The sequence below is a fragment of the Stenotrophomonas sp. genome (genome assembly GCF_032103445.1).
GTDB lineage: Bacteria > Pseudomonadota > Gammaproteobacteria > Xanthomonadales > Xanthomonadaceae > Stenotrophomonas.
Genome location: NZ_DAMDFR010000082.1, coordinates 1 through 18,341, shown reverse-complemented (window position 1 = coordinate 18,341; position 18,341 = coordinate 1). Strand labels below are relative to the sequence as shown.

At 65.8% G+C, this 18,341-nt stretch carries 12 protein-coding genes and 2 pseudogenes; 4 read left to right on the top strand and 10 right to left on the bottom strand.

Annotated elements, in window-relative coordinates; genetic code table 11:
* Positions 1 to 670, top strand: a pseudogene (locus RT551_RS19205) (hypothetical protein); the annotation flags it as partial.
* Positions 671 to 877: 207 nt separating this feature from the next.
* On the opposite strand, the gene RT551_RS19200 reads toward RT551_RS19205, so the two are convergent.
* From RT551_RS19200 to RT551_RS19155, 10 genes are all read right to left on the bottom strand, one after another.
* Entirely contained in the window at positions 878 to 1,726 is an 849-nt protein-coding gene (locus RT551_RS19200; RefSeq protein ID WP_313461438.1) for an endonuclease/exonuclease/phosphatase family protein, read from the bottom strand.
* Entirely contained in the window at positions 1,726 to 4,860 is a 3,135-nt protein-coding gene (locus RT551_RS19195) for a discoidin domain-containing protein (protein ID WP_313461440.1), read from the bottom strand. The genes RT551_RS19200 and RT551_RS19195 overlap by 1 nt, the downstream gene beginning before the upstream one ends.
* A 47-nt stretch (positions 4,861 to 4,907) precedes the next feature.
* A complete protein-coding gene (locus RT551_RS19190) occupies positions 4,908 to 5,744 on the bottom strand; it encodes a carbohydrate ABC transporter permease (RefSeq protein ID WP_125361206.1) in 837 nt (278 codons plus the stop codon).
* A complete protein-coding gene (locus RT551_RS19185) occupies positions 5,741 to 6,622 on the bottom strand; it encodes a sugar ABC transporter permease (RefSeq protein ID WP_125361205.1) in 882 nt (293 codons plus the stop codon). The genes RT551_RS19190 and RT551_RS19185 overlap by 4 nt, the downstream gene beginning before the upstream one ends.
* A complete protein-coding gene (locus tag RT551_RS19180) occupies positions 6,619 to 7,896 on the bottom strand; it encodes a sugar ABC transporter substrate-binding protein (protein WP_313461435.1) in 1,278 nt (425 codons plus the stop codon). Before RT551_RS19180 ends, RT551_RS19185 begins: the two co-directional genes overlap by 4 nt.
* 33 nt (positions 7,897 to 7,929) lie before the next feature.
* Positions 7,930 to 9,543: a glucoamylase family protein gene (locus RT551_RS19175; RefSeq protein WP_313461433.1), complete on the bottom strand. Its 1,614-nt coding sequence runs from the start codon at positions 9,541 to 9,543 to the stop codon at positions 7,930 to 7,932.
* A gap of 266 nt (positions 9,544 to 9,809) precedes the next feature.
* On the bottom strand, positions 9,810 to 12,869 hold the full coding sequence (locus RT551_RS19170; protein WP_313461431.1) for a TonB-dependent receptor: 3,060 nt from the start codon (positions 12,867 to 12,869) through the stop codon (positions 9,810 to 9,812).
* A 67-nt stretch (positions 12,870 to 12,936) separates the two neighbouring features.
* Complete coding sequence (locus RT551_RS19165; RefSeq protein WP_282294777.1) at positions 12,937 to 13,974, bottom strand: LacI family DNA-binding transcriptional regulator; 1,038 nt, start codon at positions 13,972 to 13,974, stop codon at positions 12,937 to 12,939.
* A 148-nt stretch (positions 13,975 to 14,122) separates the two neighbouring features.
* Positions 14,123 to 14,398: a BolA family protein gene (locus tag RT551_RS19160; protein WP_313461428.1), complete on the bottom strand. Its 276-nt coding sequence runs from the start codon at positions 14,396 to 14,398 to the stop codon at positions 14,123 to 14,125.
* Entirely contained in the window at positions 14,395 to 14,694 is a 300-nt protein-coding gene (locus tag RT551_RS19155) for a YciI family protein (protein WP_313461426.1), read from the bottom strand. The genes RT551_RS19160 and RT551_RS19155 overlap by 4 nt, the downstream gene beginning before the upstream one ends.
* 347 nt (positions 14,695 to 15,041) lie before the next feature.
* Here RT551_RS19155 and RT551_RS19150 point away from each other — a divergent pair, with 347 nt between their 5' ends.
* The 3 genes and pseudogenes from RT551_RS19150 to RT551_RS19140 all read left to right on the top strand — a co-directional run.
* Positions 15,042 to 15,947, top strand: coding sequence for a ScpA family protein (locus RT551_RS19150; protein ID WP_313461424.1), 906 nt, complete (start codon positions 15,042 to 15,044; stop codon positions 15,945 to 15,947).
* Positions 15,948 to 15,960: 13 nt separating this feature from the next.
* Positions 15,961 to 16,976, top strand: a pseudogene (scpB, locus tag RT551_RS19145) (SMC-Scp complex subunit ScpB).
* The coding region (locus RT551_RS19140) for a pseudouridine synthase (protein ID WP_313461422.1) at positions 16,969 to 18,341 on the top strand (1,373 nt) is incomplete at its 3' end. The pseudogene scpB and the gene RT551_RS19140, both read left to right, overlap by 8 nt.

Genomic DNA, 18,341 nt, shown 5'->3' with positions numbered 1-18,341 from the left:
CGCTCCGGCCGCTCCGGCTCCGCGCCCGGCTGCGCCGGTGGCAGCGGTTGCCGCGGCTGCCCCGCACGCAGTGGTCAGCAGCCCGGTGGTGACCGCTGGTCACACCGAAACGAAGGCAGAAGCTGCGCCGTCGTACAACGACCCGGTGCCGTTCGTGGAAAGCCCGGCCCCGGTGCAGGCACCGGTGGTGGCCGAAGCGCCGAAGCCGGTTGAGGCTCCGGTAGTGGTGGAAGCACCGAAGCCGGTGGAAACCCCGGTCGCTGTGGAAGCCCCGAAGCCGGTGGAAACCCCGGTCGTGGTGGAAGCACCGAAGCCGGTCGAAACCCCGGTCGTGGTGGAAGCGCCGAAGCCGGTGGAACCCCCGGTCGTGGTGGAAGCGCCGAAGCCGGTGGAAGCTCCGGTCGCCGTCGAAGCGCCGAAGCCGGAAGCCGTGCAGCCGACCGAAACCGTTCGCCCGGTGCAGGCGAACCTGCTGGACACGGTCGACGCAACCACGCAGCCCGGTAGTGACACGCCACGCGTGTCTGCTCCGGCCGCCGCCGAACCGGCCCCGACCGACGCCGCCGCCCAGGCTGCCGTGGCCGAAGCCCGCGAGGACATCCCGACCGATGAACTTGCTCAGGCCGAAGCCGCTGCCAAGGTGGACGAGGACAAGGCTGACAAGGCCTGATTCTTTGGGGAACGCGGTAAAACAAACAGCGGCCGAAAGGCCGCTGTTTGTTTGTGGGACCCCATCTGCCGTAGAGCCACGCCCTGCGTGGCTTCGCGATCCCAAACATGGTCGAAGCCACGCAGGGCGTGGCTCTACGATTGTTTCAGCAACGCGCAGCCACGCAGGGCGTGGCTCTACGGGGGCGTCAGATCGGATGACGGGGGATCACAATCCCGGCGCGAACTGCAGCCGCGTCCACACCCCGTAATGGTCGGATGCCCAGCGCCCTTCGGCATACGGCTCATCGAACAGCAACCTCGCCTCACGCGCCACCAGCTGGTCCTGCTGGAAAAACACGTGGTCAATCCGGCGCGGTGCATCGAAGTAATGCCGGTTCAGGGTGCTCACCTGCGCCAGCTCGTTGTTCACATGCACGCTGCCGTAGCTGTCGCCATAGCGCTGCCGCAACGGGCTCAGATCGCCCGCATCCACCTGCGCATTGAAATCGCCGGCAATCACCACCGGTGCACCCGCATCCGTGCGCGCCACGAACGCCAGCAGGTCGGCGATCTGCTCGCCACGAATGCGCTTGCCGTCCTCATCCGAACGTTCGTTCAGATGCGTGGCGTACACATTCACCGCCTGCCCATCGACGTCGATGCGCAGGTGCCCCACGGTGCGGTAATCACGCAACGGAGCCAGCAGATGCTCATTCCGCGCCAGTATCGGCCGACGCGTCAGCAACGCATTGCCGTAGCGCTTGAAGCGCCCCGGCGGATCAGTGGAGACAAACAGATACTCATAGCCCAGCTTGCGCGCCAGCCATGCGGCCTGGTTGCGCACGTGCGGCTTCTGGATCACTTCCTGCAGCGCGATCACATCGGGCTGCAGCCGCTCCAGTTCGCGCTGGATCACCCGCCGCCGTTCCGGCCAGTCCTCACGGTCGTGGTGCAGGTTGAACGTCACCACGCTCATGCTGGCCGCGCCCGTATCGGCCGCCGAAGCGACACCGGCCCAGGCCAGGGCAAGCCCCAGCAGCCACCTCTGCGGCAGCCAGCACACCGCCCGCCGCATTACGGAGCCTTGCGTTCGGCGCGCCGCGCCGCTGCCGGGATCTGCACTTCCACCGTGGCCGGCACATGCGCAATACGCAGCTCACCGTTCACCCACTGCGCCGGCTCACCGTTGATGGTCGCCTCGCCGGGTTCACCGGTGAACGGCCACGGCAGCACCAGCCCGCCCTGCGGAGCCAGCAGGCCCGGCTGCACCTGCAGAGTCAGCACCTTGTCGGTGCGGCTGAGCGCATAGCTCAACTGCCCGTGCGGGGTGCGCAGGCCCTTGATCGCCACGCCCTTCCCTTCCAGCCAGCGGGTCGGCACACCCGCCGCCAGCACCAGGCTGTCGTCCACGTCGCGGCTGTAAGCGAACATGTCCAACGCCGAACGCACGAAGTCCGAGGCCACCCACGCATGTGGCAGGTCGCCGACGAAGAACGGCTTGCGCGGCGTGCGCGAGACCACTTCGGCCCACTGGTTCCAGGCCTGCGGCGCACGGTCCTTGAAGAAGAAATCGGTCGCCTGCCAGGCCCGGTCGCGCCAGCCCAGGCGGACGAAGGCGGCCACGTTGCGCCACTCGTACGGGGTGTAGTCCTTCCACTCACGCTTGCCGTCACGACGCTGTTCGAACTGGGTCCAGTAACGTTCGAAGGTGTTGTTCAGATACGGCTGCGGCAGGCGGCCCTGCTCCCCACCTGGGGCCAGCGCGATCGTGGTCGAGGTGGCGTCGAAGTCGCCCAGCTCGGCCGCGCCCGGCAGGTAATCGATGTTGTGCTGGGCCACCGCCGCGCGCAGCGATGCATCCAGGTCGGCGCGGAACTCATCGCGCGAGGCACTGATCTGCATCGCCTCCAGCTTGCCCAGCGCGGCGGCGATATCGGCCGCATCCTTGTAGCCCCGAAGCGCCCAGAAGTTGTCCCAGTACGAATGCATCGGCTTGGCCGAATAGCCCTCGTGGCTGATCGACACCGGCATCATCCCGTAGAAGGCCGGGTTGCGCGCACGGTTTTCCTCGGTGCGCTCGCTCAGACGCAGCTGCTCCATGTACTGGTATGCGCCCTGCACATGCGGCCACATCAGTTCCAGGAAGGTGGTGTCGCCGGTGTAACGCCAGTACTCGGCAATGTTGAAGATCAGCTCGCCATGGCTGTCGTTCTCCGGCACCGGGTCACTGCCGCGTGCATCCACGCAGCACGGCACCTTGCCGTTCTCGAACTGGTACGGCGCGTACCAGTTCACATACTCGCGCACGGCATCGCTGCGACCCAGCCGCAGCAGCCCTTCGGAAATCATCGCGCCATCGCGGATCCAGCTGCGCGAATACGAGCGCGTACCCGGCTGCAGGCTCGGCCCCACCCGCGAGATCAGCATGTGTGCCAGCGCGGTGCGCAACGTATCGGCGAGCGGCTTGCCGGCCGCCGGCACCTGCAGGGTCACCTGGTCCAGCTTGGTGCGCCACATCGCCGCCACCTGCTGCTGCGCCTTGCCGGCGTCGAAGCCCTTCGGCGTGCTCCAGTTGCCGGTCTGCGGCAGCACCAGCGCCACCTCGCGGGTTTCGCCCGGTTGCAGGGTCCAGCGGTACAGCAGCGCGCCGCTGGCCAACCCGGTGACATCACGCACTTCGGTGGTGGTGGGCACATGACCGCTGGCCAGGTGGGTCACGTCCAGCTTGCTGTCGAATGCGGTGGCAAAACTGGCATCGGCCGGCTGCAGCGGGAACACACGCGGCTTGCCGTTCACTTCCACCTGGGAAGGTTCGAAGTCGAGGGTGTCGATCCGGCTGAAGCCGCCCACGGTATTGAGGAACTGGCGCGGAGGATTCACCTGCCACGGCCGCACCGCCAGAGCCAGGGTGTACTCGTGCGCCACCTTGTCCGGGTTGTGCAGGGTGTAGCGCCCTACCAGCTGTGCGTTGTCCGGGGTGCCCTGCACGAAGCCGGTGACCTTCAGGCCAGCCTTGGGGTGGGTCCAGTCGACGCTGGCAATCGGCAGGTAATCGTCCTGCAGCGACTGCTTCGATTCCACATCCGCCCAGCTCAGCACCTTCTTGTCGACCACCACGAAGGGCTCGACGCTGAAGCTGGCCTTGGCCACTTCCAGCGCGCCGTCCTCGCCGATCAGTGCCTGCTCCTTGCCGCCATCCAGACCGAGCAGGGTCCAGTACGGCTGTTCGCCGCTGAAGCCGCGCGGCACCGATCCGCGCGGCAGATCCGCGCCGACCGATTCGATGAACTCATTCGGGGTGCCGGCGAAATCCAGCGGCTTGATCGCGATGTCACGAATGCCGTAGCGCCAGCTGCGCCCGCCCTGCAGGTCGAAACGCAGGTAGCGCGCTTCCGTATCCGGCAGCGCCAGCCAGTCGCGGTCGCCGCCACCGCCGGCGGTGATCTCGCGCAGCGTTTTCCAGTCGCGCCCGTCGCTGGACGCGCGCACCAGATAACGCGTGGCCTCCAGCCCCGGCACCCACTGGATCACCGCGCCGCCGAACTCGCGCACCTTGTGCAGGTCCAGGCTGATGGTCTGTTCGGGTACGCCACCGCTGATCCACACCGTGTCCGGCTTGCCGTCCACCAGCCGGCCCTGCAACGCAGTGGCGGTGTCGGCGATCACCGAAGCGGTCAGGGTCGAGGTATCCACCGGCGGCAGCGGCTGCAGGGTCAGCCGGTCGAAGCACACCGTGCCGCGCCCGCCGACCTTGCTGTAAATGGTGAACTCCACCGACTTGCTGTTGCTCAGCGTGGTCTCGGCCGACGGCCCCCAGGCCTTGTCGATCTGGCGCTTGCGGTACTGCACGCCGGTCCAGGTCTTGGGGAAGGCGTAGCCCGGGCGATTCACCCACCAGACGTTGTCGCCGCTGGCGTCGATCAATTTGACCTGCAGGTCGTTGCCCGGCGAGTCGCCACGGATCTGGAAGCCCAGCTGGTAATTGTCCGGCCAGCTGATCGGCAGTTCGCGGCGGATGCCCACGTAGCCGGACACCTCATGGAAGTTGTAGTCCAGGCACAGCGCGCGCCCGCCGCCATTGCCGGCCACGCTGCGCAGCGACCCACTCACTTGGTCGGACACCACCAGTTTCCACGCGCCCATGTCGTCGAAGCTGTCCAGCACCTTGACCGCGGCCGGAGCCGCCGGAGGTGCTGCCACCGCCGCCATCGACACCACCGCACCCAGAACCAGACCCACCGCAACGACGGCACGTTTCACCCTTTGACACTCCCCAGCAGCAGACCTTGGATGTAATAGCGCTGCAGCACCAGGAACAGTGCCAGCACCGGAACCACCGTGACCACCGCGCCGGCCATCATCATTTCCACGTCCATGATGTGTTCGCGCGACAGCGTGGCCAGGGCAACCGGCAAAGTGTAGTGCTCCTGGTCGGTCAACACGATCAACGGCCACATGAAATCGTTCCAGGCCCCCATGAAGGTGAAGATCGACAGGGTCACCAGCACCGGCTTGAGCATCGGCAGCACGATCTGGAAGAAGATCCGCAGCTCCCCTGCCCCGTCGATGCGGGCCGCTTCCAGCAGTTCGTCCGGAATCGAGCGCGCGTACTGGCGCACCAGGAAGATGCCGAACACGCTGGCCAGCGCCGGCACCACCACGCCGCCGTAGCTGTTCACCAGCCCCAGCTGCTTCATCAGCAGGAACAACGGCAGCATCGCCACCTGCGCCGGAATCACCAGCGCCGCCAGCAACAGCTGGAACAGGCGCTCGCGGCCGACGAAGCGCAGCTTGGCGAACGCATAGCCGGCCATGGTGTTGAGCAGCAGCGAACCCAGCGTGATCGCCAGCGATACCCCCAGGCTGTTGATGAAGTTGTTGCCCATGCCGGTACGGGCGAACAGCTCGTGGTAGTTGTTCGTGGTCACCGACGAGGGCAGCAGCGGCGGCGGGAAATGCGCCGCCTCGCCGGTCGGCATGAACGACACCGACACCATCCACAGCAGCGGGGCCAGGCTGATGGCGGCCAGCACTGCCAGCCCCCCGTTCACCCACCACGCGTGCCAGCGCGACTGGCCGATTTCACGACTCATACCAACTGCCTCTTGCGGCCGAAACGCAGCATCACGGTGGTGACGGCCAGGATGATCAGGAACAGCAGGAACGCCACCGCCGATGCACGGCCGAGGTTCCACCACTTGAAGCCTTCTTCAAACATGAAGTAGAGCACGCTCACCGTGCTCTGCAGTGGGTCGCCACGGGTCATCACGTAGGGCTCGGCGAACAGCTGGAAGTAGCCGGAAACGGTAATCACGCCCACCACCAGCAGCACCGGCCCCAGCATCGGCAGGGTGATGTGCAGGAACTGCTTCCAGCGCGAAGCCCCGTCAATACGCGCGGCCTCGTACAGGTCGTGCGGAATCGCCTGCAGGCCAGCCAGGAAGATCACCATGTTGTAGCCGAAGTTCTTCCACACCGCGAACAGCATGATGGTCGGCATCGCCCAGTTCGGGTCGCCCAGCCAGTCAATCGGGTCGATGCCGATCTGGCCCAGCCCGTAGTTCACCAGCCCGTAGCTGGTGTGGAACAGGTAGCGCCAGATCACCGCCACCGCCACCAACGTGGTCACCACCGGGGCGAACAGCGCGGTGCGGAACAGCGCCTTGAAGCGCGCCGCCGGGGCATTGAGCAGCATCGCCGCGCCCAGCGACACCGCAATCGACATCGGCACGCCGACGATCACGAAGTACGTGGTGTTCCACAGCGACTTCCAGAACATCGGGGTCTGCAGCAGGTCGATGTAGTTGCCCAGCCCGACAAAGCGCAGGTTGGCACCGTCGGCCAGTGCGTACAGGTCGAAGTCGGTGATGCTCAGCGCCAGTGCCGAGGCCACCGGCAGGCCGAAGAACACGCCGATCACCACCAGCGCCGGGCCGGCGAACAGCCAGCCGATCAGGGAACGCTGTTTCATGGCTGCACCTCCGCCTTCGCCGCCTGTTGCTGCTCGAACATCCAGCGGCGCTTGGCCAGCACCTGGTCGACGCGGTCATCCAGCTCGGTCACCGCCTTGTCCTGGTCCATGCCGCCACGCACCACCTTCTCGGTGACGATGCGCATTTCCTGCACGATCCGCTCCCACTCCAGCACTTTCGGCGTGGCGCGCACGCGTTCGAGCTGGTCACGGAACGGCTGCGCCAGCGGGTCGTTGGCCAGCGACGGGTGTTCCCAGGTGCTGCGGCGCGGCGGCAGGTCGCCGATGATGGAATGGAAGCGCTGCTGGATATCCGGGCGTGACAGGAACTCGATCAGCTTCCACGACGCTTCCTTCTGCTGCGAGGAGCGGAAGATCACCAGGCTGGTACCGCCGGCAATACCCGCGCCCAGGCCATCCGGACCCGGCAGTGCGGCGGTGCCCCACTTCCCTTCCAGTTCCTTGGGCTGCAGCTTCTTGAACTCACGGATGTTCCACGGCCCGGACAGATAGAACACGTTGAAGCCGCGGAAGAACTCATCCCAGACATTGCTGATCTGGGTTTCGGACATGCGCGGAGCCCAGCCCTGCGCGAACATGTTCTCGTAGAACGCCAGCGTGCGGCGGAAGCCCGGGCTGCGGAAATTGCCGCGGGTGTCGTGGTCGCGCAGCAGCGGATCGGGCTGCTGCAGGGCGAACGACAGCTGCTGCTCGAACTCGTTGATCGGCATCAGCACCGCGTAGCGGTTCGGACCCTGCATCTTCTTGATGTCCGCCATCATCTGGTTCCATTCGTCCCAGGTCTTTGGCGGGTGATCATGGCCGGCCTTGGCCAGCAGGTCCTTGCGGTAGTAGAGCAGGCGCGTGTCCACGTACCACGGCACGCCGACCAGCTCGTCGTGGATGACATTGGTGTCCCAGATGCCCTGGAAGTAGTCAGCCGGGTCCACCACCTTCGACTGCGCCACATAGGGCTGCAGCGGGGTCAGTGTGTTGAGCTCGGCGAACTCGGGAATCCAGGTGTTGCCGAGCTGGCACACGTCCGGCAGGCCATCGGCGGCGAACGCGGTCAGCAGCTTCTCATGCGCGGCGGTCCACGGAATGTTCTGTACATCCACGTGGATGCCCGGGTTCTCCGCTTCGAACTCACGGATCAGCCCACTCACCACCTCGGCCTCGCGGCCCATCGCCCAGAAACGCACGGTGACGCCTTCCGGCTCCTTGCGACAGGCGCTCAACACCAGGCTGCCGATCACCAGCAGCAACAAAGTCACCCACCTTCGGGGACGCAAAATCACGGGCACTGCTTACTTTCCTTGCGGCTGGCTGCGGTTGTTGTTGGCATTGTTTTTCTGTTCCTGCGCGGCAGCGGCGCGCGACTCGGCGATGCCGATCGAACGGGCGGCGGCCGCCTTCTCATCTTTCTGCAGCTCCAGCGGCATCTCCTCGCCTTCCGGGGTCAGCCAGCCACCGCTGAAGCCGGCACGTTCCAGGCCGCGCCGGATATGCGGATTGGTCTTCATCACGTCCCAGACGAAATCGTTGCGGTAGTTGGCGATCATGGTCAGGATCGGGCCCTGGTCGATGCCGATGTAGTCACTGGCCACCCAGCCGCGATCGGGCACCATGCGCCCGGTCTTGATCGGAATGTCGAAGGTGAAGCTGGGGTTGAACGAGTCCAGGAAGCCATAGCTGGAATACAGGTAGTCGCCGTAGCGCTTGTGCATTTCCAGCGTGGCCGGGATCACTTCTTCCGGCGCGAACACCACCGAGGAAATGGCGGCGGTCGGGGCGATGGTGCCGTCGTCGAAGTTCTCGCGCAGGCCCGCGCCACGCGACGAGTAATGGCGGAACTGACGCTGCTCGCCACGGAACTCCTGGGTGGTGTTCTGCGGACCATCGCTGGCAGTAAGGCCCCACACGTTCTCGCCGTACTCCTTCCAGTTCATCGGGTTGGCAATGGCGTATTCGCGCTGCGCCAAGGCCGCCGAACGGCTGTTGAGGAAGTAGGTGCTGCCCCGCTCGCGCATGTAGGCGTCCTGGATGTCGCGGAAATCGATCCAGACGTGGGTGTACTGGTGGCCGAACAACGGGCCGAACGACAGGTATTCCTGGCCCTGGAACACGCCCCAGTCGTTGTCATAGGTGCGGGTCCACACCGTCCACGCGTCCGGGCTGACCGGGTGCGTGGGCGAACCCAGCGCCAGGATGTAGACCATCATGGCTTCGTTGTAGCCCATCCAGTCGTGGTCGATGAAGCCGCTCTCCGGGAACCAGCCCATCGAGATCAGCGGCGCGCGCTGCTGCAGCCACGGCCAGTCCACGCGCTTGTACAGCGTATCGGCGATGGCGCGGATTTCTTTCTCGCGCGGGTCGTCACCGGTGTAATACGACTGCGCGAACAGCACGCCCATCATCAGCAGCGCGGTGTCCACGCTGGACAGCTCCACCCAGCTGTCATAGCGGTGGCCGGTCTGCATGTCCAGGAAGTGGTAATAGAAGCCTTTGTAGCCGCCCTTGCCGGTGCGCTGCGGCCCGGTGGACAGGTCACGGAAGAACTTCAATGTGGTCAGGGTGCGGTCCACCGCCTGGGTGCGGCTGACCCAGCCGTTTTCGACGCCGATCGGATACGCGGTCAGCGCATAGCCCACCGCTGCGATGCTGGCGAACGGGCGCGACGGATAGCGGTCCGGGCTGAGCCCGTTGACCTCGTTGGTGGTGTCCCAGAAGAACTGGAAGGTGCGGCGTTCAATGTCATCGAACAGCGGCGGCAGTTCCGGTTTCATCGGGCGCGGGGGGGCATCGGCTTCGATCAGGATCACCGGCGGCTTGGGTTTGGCGGGCGTGGGTTCTGCCTGCGGCTTGCAGCCTGCCACGGCCACTGCCAGCACTGCCATTGCCAATACGCGCGTTGCCTTCATCGTGCCTGCCCTCCTCGAAAATGCGGTTTCCACGTCAGCATACCGGTACGTGGAGTGAAATCGTTTACAGGTGAAACGCTTTAAAAACCGGTTCTCCCCAGTTGGCGATGACACGCATGGCGTGTCACTACGCTGGGGAGCCGGTTTTCCCGGAATGACGCGCATGGCGCGTCACTACGGATCCTGCGTCTCGGAATGACGCGCATGGCGCGTCACCCGACCATCTGCACCGTAGTGACGCGCCATGCGCGTCACCACGGAGTCCATCAGAAGCGGAAGCCCACTTCGGCCTTCACCTGGCGCGGCGTACCGACGATGTCGCCGGTCTCGTTGTAGCTGGCCAGCAGCTTCCCGTTCGACTTCGTGTAATTGAAGTTCGAGAAGTTGTCGAAGTTGAACACGTTGATGATGTCGATACGCGCATACAGCTCGGTATCGCCCGGCATCTTGAACGTCTTCGTCGCCTGCAGGTCGACCGAACGGTAGCCCCAGATCTTGCCACCGACCAGGAACTTGCCATTGCCCTGCGCAACCGCCGCACCCGGGGTCGGCAGGTCATAGCCGCTGGCCTGGGTGACCGGGTACCAGTCGTTGACGGCAGTCGGGGTGGCCAGGGTGATCTTGCCGCCGAAGGTGATGTCCCAGAAGCCAGCGTACGAACCGGTCAGCACGATGCGGTGACGCGGCGCGCCGTTGGAACGGATGGTCGGGTAGTCGCCGATCACGCCGCGGTCAAACGCGTAATGCTCGTTGATGTCGCGGTTGTGGCGGGCGGTGGTCCAGGTGTAGGCGATCGAGGTGCCCCAGCCGCTTTCCTTGGTGAACGGCTTCTGCGCCGACAGCAGCACCTGCGTCGCACGGGTCTTGATGCCCTGCTGGCCGATGATCAGGCTGCCGAAGCCCGGCACGTTGCAGCTCCATGCCTGGCCCAGGCCCGGCGTGGTGCCACCGCACAGCTGCGGGTTGTCGAAGAACTGGCCGGTCGGGTAACGGTTGCCCAGGGTGAAGGCGAAGCCGTCATAGGTCAGCGTACGGGCGATGGTGGCGTCGGTCAGCCAGTCGCCGATCTGGTTGCTCATGCCCAGGCTGAACTGGTCCGCGTACGGGGCCTTCAGGTTGTTGTTGAGCAGATCCACTTCAAGGCCGGCGTTGCTGGTGGAACCCAGCAGTGCCTGCAGGCCCTGGATGTTGCCCATCAGCGCCGGATCCCAGTCGAAGCAGGCCGGCTGGCCGTTCAAGCAGGCACCGGTGGCCGGGTTGCGGAAGTACACGGTCGGCTGCGGCAGGGCCAGCTTGGTGGTTTCCAGCTGCAGGTAGTCAAACAGGTCACGGTCATACGAACGACCGGCACCGCCGTGGATCACGTGCATCTCGTCGGCGTTGATGTCATACGAGAAGCCCAGGCGCGGCTGCCAGGCGTCCTTGAACGCCTTGCGGTTGCTGCCGGTGCTGATGTAATCGTTGATGTTCAGGCCGCTCAGTGCCAGCGTCTGCGCATAGGTCTGGCCGGCTGCAGCGCGCGGGTCCTGCGAGTACAGCGCCGCCACCACTTCCGGCGGGGTCACGAAGTCGAGGTAGCTTGGGTTCTTTTCGTAATCCCAACGCAGGCCGAGGTTCAGCTGCAGGTGGTCATTGACCTGCCAGTCGTCCTGGATGAACAGGCCGATCTGCTTCACCTTCGAACGCACTTCACCGGACACGCCGGAGACGCCGGTGACCGGCTTCACGAACTGCGCCTTGTACGGGATGTCGGACGGGAAGTCCGGGTCGCCCAGGGTGTAGGAGTACTGCGGATTGATCTGCGCCGCGTCGGAGGCGTACAGATCGATTTCCTTGTACTTCGCGCCCATCTTGATGGTGTGGTCGCCGGCGAACTCGATGCCGTTCAGGGTCAGGTTGTCTTCAATCGACCAGCCCTTCTGACCCTTCACCTGCGCATCCAGTGCCGAAGCGCCGCCGATCTTGACCAGCACGCGCTCGTCGGTGCCGTCCGGTGCGGTGTAGGTGATGCCCGGGCCGATGGTCAGCGGGTACGGATTGTTGAACGAGTCTTCGTGGGTGACCATCAGCTCGTTGTAGAAACGCTCACCGCTGTGGTTCCAGCGCAGCGCGTAACGACGGTCGGTATTGATGGTTTCCTTGCCGGCCGACGGCGAGGTCTGGCCGCTGAACTGCTGCTGGGTTTCGTCGCGGTCCTGGAAGGTCAGTTCGATGCGGTCGTAGTCGGTCGGCTCGAAGTCGATCTTGGCGAAGATCAGGTCCTGCTCGAACGGCTGGCTGGCCGGGCCCAGGCCGGCGGCGGCTTCAGCCGGCAGCAGGCCGACGCGGTTGGTGACCGAGCCTTCCGGCGCGATGGTCACCGGCAGGTCGAAGCGCTTGGCTTCGTAGGTGACGAAGAAGTGGGCCTTGTCCTGGATGATCGGGCCGCCTAACGCGAAGCCGTATTCCTTTTCAGCGGAGACTTCCTTGTGCTTGCCTTCCTGGCGCTCGGCCGGGGTCATGGCGCGCATGTCTTCGTCGGTGTAGCGGTAGAACGCCTCACCCTTGAATTCGTTGGTACCGGACTTGGTCGCCGCGGTCACGGCCGCGCTGGAAACCTGGCCATATTCGGCCTTGTAGTTGCCGCTGATCACCTTGTATTCGCCGATGGCCAGCTGCGGGAACGGATTGCCCGCGCTGCCGGACTGGCCGGCCACGCCGCCGCCCTTGACGTAGCTCTTCTGGCCCACGCCGTCGATGTACACGTTGGTACCGTCGGCATTGGTCGCACCGCCGCGCAGCGAGGTGTTGCCCTTCGCATCACGGGTGAAGATCATGCCCGGCACCGCGTCGGCGAATTCCAGGAAGTTGCGCGACACCTGCGGGGTGGTCTGGATCTGCTGCAGGCTGACGGTCTTGCCCACTTCGGAAGTACGCACTTCCTGCAGCAGGGTCGGCGCAACCACGTGCACCGTGTCCAGGTTGGTCGCATTGGCGGTGGAGCCGTTGGCCGGCGCGCCGCTGAAGTTCAGCGTGGCGGTCGAGGCCACCGTCACCGTCACCTTCTGGGTCTGACCATTGGCGACCACGTCATAGGTGCCCGGGTCCAGGCCCATCAGCGAGTAGCTGCCATCGGCGCGCGTGGTGGCGCGGCGGACGGTACCGGTGGCCGTGTTGGTGGCGGTCACTTCGGTGCCGGCTTCGGCCGAGGCAACCTGGCCACGCAGCGACGAGGTGGCCGACTGCGCCATCAGGCTCGGGGCTGCGCCCAGCATCAGGCAGCTGACCAGTGCGCTCGTCAGCAGGCGACGTGCCGGCTGGCGGGTGCGGTGATTGGAATACGTCATGCGAAAATCTCCGGGTGGTGGTGGCCGTCGTTGCGGCCGCCTTTCGTTTTTTATATGACAGCGTGGTTTACGAGGTGGTGCGGGTACCGCTTGAATCGCGCACGATAAGACGAGGCACAAGCGTGTGCTTGTCCCCTGCCGTTTCCGTGTTGTTGCCATCCATCAACTGCAGCAGACGCGTCATCGCCTTATCGCCAAGCTCAGCGATACTCACCTGCATCGTTGTCAACGAAGGGTGAACGAAGCGCGCCAGTGGAATGTCATCGAAGCCTGCAAGCGCCACATCGGCCGGCACGCGCACGCCCGCTTGAGCGAAGGCATACAGGCAACCGAGCGCCATCATGTCGTTGGCCGCGAACACCGCATCCGGCAGTGCGCCAGCCGCCAACAGTTCCTGTCCGGCGCGATGGCCCGAGGCTTCATCGAAGTCGCCGGGCAGTTCGATACCTTCCGCGCCATTGCCAAAATCGGCAATCGCATCACGGAAGCCGCGCAGGCGTTCGCGCGCATCAAAATTCAGATCCGGGCCGGCAATGAAGGCAATGCGACGGTGGCCGGCATCCAGCAGATGACGGGTCATCGCCACCGCACCGGCATGGTCGTCGATGCTCAGCACCGGGTGGTCTTCGCCGGGCAGATAGGTGTTGATCAGCACCGTCGGCAAGGACTGCGGCAGGTTGTCGGTGAGGAAATCCGGGCTTTCCGCATACGGGGAAAGCACCAGCAGCCCGTCGACGCGGCCGCGCATGGCGCGCAGGGCGGCCCCCTGCTGCTCCTGGTCGCCGTGGTAGCTGGACACCAGCAGGTGCTGGCGACGGGCCCGGGCCACCTGGTCGATGCCGCGCATCAGTTCAGAGAAGAATTCGCCGTACAGGTCCGGCAGCACCACCCCGACCGTATTGGTGCGGCGGCTGCTCAGGCTGCGGGCCGCCGCATGCGGGGTGTAGCGCAGGCGCGCAGCCACCTCCAGCACCAGCTTGCGCACCGGCTCGGCGACGTTTTCATGCCCGTTGAGTGCGCGCGAAACCGTGGCCACAGAGACACGGGCTTCCCGCGCGACATCCTTGATGGTGATCGCTGCCTTGTTCACTTCGCCGCCCTCCACGGCTTAGAGATCTGGGCTTGGCGCGGAATGTAAGCGTTTTCAAACCCCGATGTAAACACTACGTTAGGTGAATGTCGCACGGTCGTAACCTCGGCGTGTCTTGTGGGGGACGTCCCGGGACTTGCCAGGACAAGGCAGGACAAGGGTTTCAGGGTTTTGTGACCGGCGTCTCGGCGCGAATGGACAGCGCGTGGATATCGGTGTCCATCATCGTGCCCAGCGCGGCGTAGACCGCCCGATGGCGCGCCAGCGGCAACTTGCCCTCGAAGGCCGCGCTGACGATATGCACATTGAAATGCCCGCGCCCGTCCCTCGCCCCGGCATGGCCGGCGTGGCGGTGGCTGTCGTCCTCGATCTCCAGCAGTTCCGGGGCCAACGCCGCCTGCAGCGCGGCGCGGATGCGCTCCACCCGCCCGGCATTCATGGCAGCACCCTGCGGAACGGGCGCACTTCGGTGCGCACATAAACGCCGGCGTCCACGTAGGGGTCGGCGGCGGCCCAGTCCTGGGCGGCCTCGAGCGAGGCGAATTCGGCAATCACCACGCTGCCACTGAAGCCCGCCGGGCCCGGGTCTTCACTGTCGATCGCCGGGCATGGACCGGCCAGCACCAGCCGGCCTTCATCACGCAGGGCGGTCAGACGGGCCAGGTGGGCCGGGCGCGCGGCCAGCCGGGCAGCCAGCACGTCGGTACCGTCATAGCCTTCAATCACATACAACACAGGCAGCTCCAGGGGGTGAACTTAACAAACGGCTGAATTCTACCCGCCCCGACTGGACACTGCCGTGGATAGCGCTTACTCTTCACGTCATTGCACGTGGCTGGACGCAGCAGCCCCGTCGGTTCCGGCCAGTTCGCCCACCGACGATCGACCCGCTGCCCCACACCAGCACACGTAGACGACCTCCTTAGTAGTCCAGTCGCTGCCCCCTGCGGCGCGCCTTGCTGTTTGTAGTGTGGAAACCACGCCGGTCCTGGCGTGCCATGCCGCTTCTGTTGCTGCTTCCGGCCTGTCCGGTGGCGTATGGGTGCGGCGAACGGTCCGATGCAATCCAGACATCACGCTTGATGACTTCCGAACTCGCGTCCGACGCGAACCCGCAAACCCGGCCGACCGCCCCGCAGCAGCAGGAAATGCCGCTGGCCGTGGTGCATGGGCAGCCGGTTCTGCAGATTCCGCAGGACCTGTACATTCCGCCGGATGCACTGGAAGTCATCCTGGATGCCTTCGAAGGCCCGCTGGACCTGCTGCTGTACCTGATCCGCCGGCAGAACCTGGACATCCTGGACATCCCCGTCGCCGAGATCACCCGGCAGTACGTGGAATACATCAATGTGATGCAGGAGCTGCGCTTCGAGCTGGCCGCCGAGTACCTGGTGATGGCGGCGATCCTGGCGGAGGTGAAGTCGCGCATGCTGCTGCCGCGCCCGCCCAGCGCCGAAGGCGAAGAGGCCGACCCGCGTGCGGAACTGGTGCGCCGGCTGCAGGAGTACGAACGTTTCAAGCAGGCTGCCGAGGATATCGACGCCCTGCCCCGCCAGGACCGCGACACCAGCCTGGCCCATGCCTTCGTGCCCGACCGTGCCGCGGTGAAGCTGCCGCCGCCGGTGGATCTGAAGGAGATGCTGCTGGCCCTGCACGACGTGCTCAAGCGCGCCGAGCTGTTCACCGGCCACGCCATCAAGCGCGAGGCGCTGAGTGTGCGCCAGCGCATGGGCGACGTGCTGGGCCGCCTGGAAGACGGCAAGTTCTACCGCTTTGAAACGCTGTTCACCGCCGAGGAAGGCAAGCTCGGCGTGCTGGTCACCTTCCTGGCCCTGCTGGAACTGGCCAAGGAGCAGCTGCTGGACATCGTGCAGGAAGCCCCGCTGGCCCCGATCTACGTCAAGTCGCTGGCCCTGGGCAACACCAACGAACCGCTGCAGTTCAACAGCGAGTTCGACGACAACGACGCCGCCAACGAACCCGAGTGAGTCCCGATTCCGCATGGATCAACCGCTGATCAACCGCATTGTCGAAGGCGCGCTGCTGGCTTCCAGCCAGCCGCTCACCCTCGCCCAGCTGCAGGGTCTGTTCCCGGAAGAGGAACCGGCACCGCCGGGCAGCATCGAGCGCGCACTGGAAATCCTGCGCGACGGCTGCGCCGACCGCGGCGTGGAACTGGTCGAGGTCGCCTCCGGCTTCCGCTTCCAGGTCACCAATGAAGTGCACGGCTACATCACCCGGCTGTGGACCGAACGCAAGACCCGCTACACCCGCGCCACCCTGGAAACCCTGGCGCTGATCGCCTACCGCCAGCCGATCACCCGCGGCGAAATCGAACAGGTGCGTGGCGTGGCAGTGAGCAGCAACATCATCCAGGCACTGGAAGAGCGCGAGTGGATCCGCGTGGTGGGCCACCGCGACGTGCCCGGCAAGCCGGCGCTGTTCGGCACTACCAAGGGCTTCCTGGACTACTTCGGGCTGAAGCGCCTGGATGAACTGCCGCCGCTGTCGGAACTGCGCGACCTGGGTGAACTGGAACCGCAGCTGCCGCTGGACAGCGACGGCCAGCCGGCCGGGAAGATCGCCGCCGGCGTGGCCACGGGTGATGCCGAAGGCGATGGCGAAGGCGAAGGCGAAGGCGATGGCGACATCGACGCGGCCGCCAACGACGCCGATGGCGATGGCGACACCGATGCCCCGGATGCGCCGGCCGCGCCGGACGCCGCCGGCGCCGCCGACACCGGCGACACCCGCCGCATGAACCGCCTCGACCGCTTCTCCGCCCGACTGGCGCAAAGCGACGAAGACGCCGACAATACGCACGACCCCGAATTCAACGCGTTGCCGTCACTCCCCGACGGCGACGACGAACCCGATACCGCGCCGGGAACACGCGCGGCGCATCCGAACGAAACCGAAAACAACGCCGTCGCGACGACGACCGTGGCTGTTGACGAAGCCGATCCCGAACCAGAGGCCGACGAAACGTCGCCGGCCGGAGCCAAGTAAATGAGTGACACCCCCCGCAAGCTGTCGTTGAACAAGCTTTCGCTCAAGCGCGAAACCGCTACCGAACAGCCCAAGCTCGAAGAGCGCCTGCACAAGGTGCTGGCCCAGGCCGGCCTCGGCTCGCGCCGCGCGCTGGAACAGCGCATTGCTGACGGCCTGGTCAAGGTCAACGGCGAAGTGGCCCAGACCGGCCAGTCGATCAAGAGCGGCGACAAGGTTGAACTGGACGGCCGTGGCTTCGTTGCCACCGCGCTGACCGAAACCTCGCGCGTGCTGGCCTACAACAAGCCGGAAGGCGAAGTGACCACCCGCGAAGATCCCGAAGGTCGCCCGACCGTGTTCGAAGCGCTGCCGGCCCTGAAGGGCGCGCGCTGGATCGCCATCGGCCGCCTCGACATCAACACCACCGGCCTGCTGCTGGCCACCACCGACGGTGAACTGGCCAACGCCATGATGCACCCGTCGTACGAGGTGGAACGCGAGTACGTGGTGCGCGTGCGCGCCCCGGAAGGCCAGGAAAAGGTGCCGGACAACATCGTCGACCGCCTCGCCCGTGGCGTCGCGCTGGATGATGGCCCGGCCAAGTTCGACGAGATCGAACGCATTGGCGGCACCGATTCGCACGACTGGTTCCGCGTCGTGGTGAAGGAAGGCCGCAACCGCGAAGTGCGCCGCCTGTGGGAATCGCAGGGCTGCCAGGTGAGCCGCCTGAAGCGCACCCGCTACGGCAAGATCAGCCTGCCGCGCGAACTGCTGCGCGGCCAGTCGCAGGAACTCACCGCCAAGCAGGTCGAACAGCTGCGCGCCGAACTGAAGCTGGAAGAAGGCGCGCCGTCGGCGCTGACCCTGCAGCCGGTGATCGGCCAGCGCCGCGCCGCCAAGACCACCGTGCGCGTGTCGCGCGAAGGTGGCCGTGGCAATGCCTACGTCAACGGCAACAACGTGGCCGATGAAGGCCGCGAACTGCGCCGCTTCGACAATGTGCGCGAAGACCGCGGCCGTGGCCGTGGCGGCAAGGGCGGCGGTTTCAAGGGCGGCCTGACCGTCAGCGGCGAAGCCGCGGCCAAGCAGTCGCAGCGTCCGTTCAAGCAGCGCCAGGACAAGAACAGCCGTGCCCTGCCGGAAGGCAACCCGGCCGCGTTCCGCAGCTGGTACGTGCCCGATGGCGTCAGCACCGGCCCCAGCAACCACCGCAATGCCGGCCCGGGCGCTGCCCGTGGCCCCGGCGCACGCGGTCCGGGTGCTGGCGGCCAGGGCCGTCCGTTCGGCAAGCCCAAGCCCGGTGCCGGTGGCGGCCAGGGCCGTGGCGGTTTCGGCGGCGAAGGGCGCGGTGAAGGTCGTGGCCCGTACGGCGGCGAAGGCCGCAGCGAAGG

Coding starts and splice junctions, on each gene's coding strand:
- RT551_RS19200 (WP_313461438.1), bottom strand. CDS start 1,726: ATGCGGCGGGCGGTGTGCTGGCTGCCGCAGAGGTGGCTGCTGGGGCTT.
- RT551_RS19195 (WP_313461440.1), bottom strand. CDS start 4,860: ATGGCGGCGGTGGCAGCACCTCCGGCGGCTCCGGCCGCGGTCAAGGTG.
- RT551_RS19190 (WP_125361206.1), bottom strand. CDS start 5,744: ATGAGTCGTGAAATCGGCCAGTCGCGCTGGCACGCGTGGTGGGTGAAC.
- RT551_RS19185 (WP_125361205.1), bottom strand. CDS start 6,622: ATGAAACAGCGTTCCCTGATCGGCTGGCTGTTCGCCGGCCCGGCGCTG.
- RT551_RS19175 (WP_313461433.1), bottom strand. CDS start 9,543: ATGAAGGCAACGCGCGTATTGGCAATGGCAGTGCTGGCAGTGGCCGTG.
- RT551_RS19170 (WP_313461431.1), bottom strand. CDS start 12,869: ATGACGTATTCCAATCACCGCACCCGCCAGCCGGCACGTCGCCTGCTG.
- RT551_RS19160 (WP_313461428.1), bottom strand. CDS start 14,398: ATGAATGCCGGGCGGGTGGAGCGCATCCGCGCCGCGCTGCAGGCGGCG.
- RT551_RS19150 (WP_313461424.1), top strand. CDS start 15,042: ATGACTTCCGAACTCGCGTCCGACGCGAACCCGCAAACCCGGCCGACC.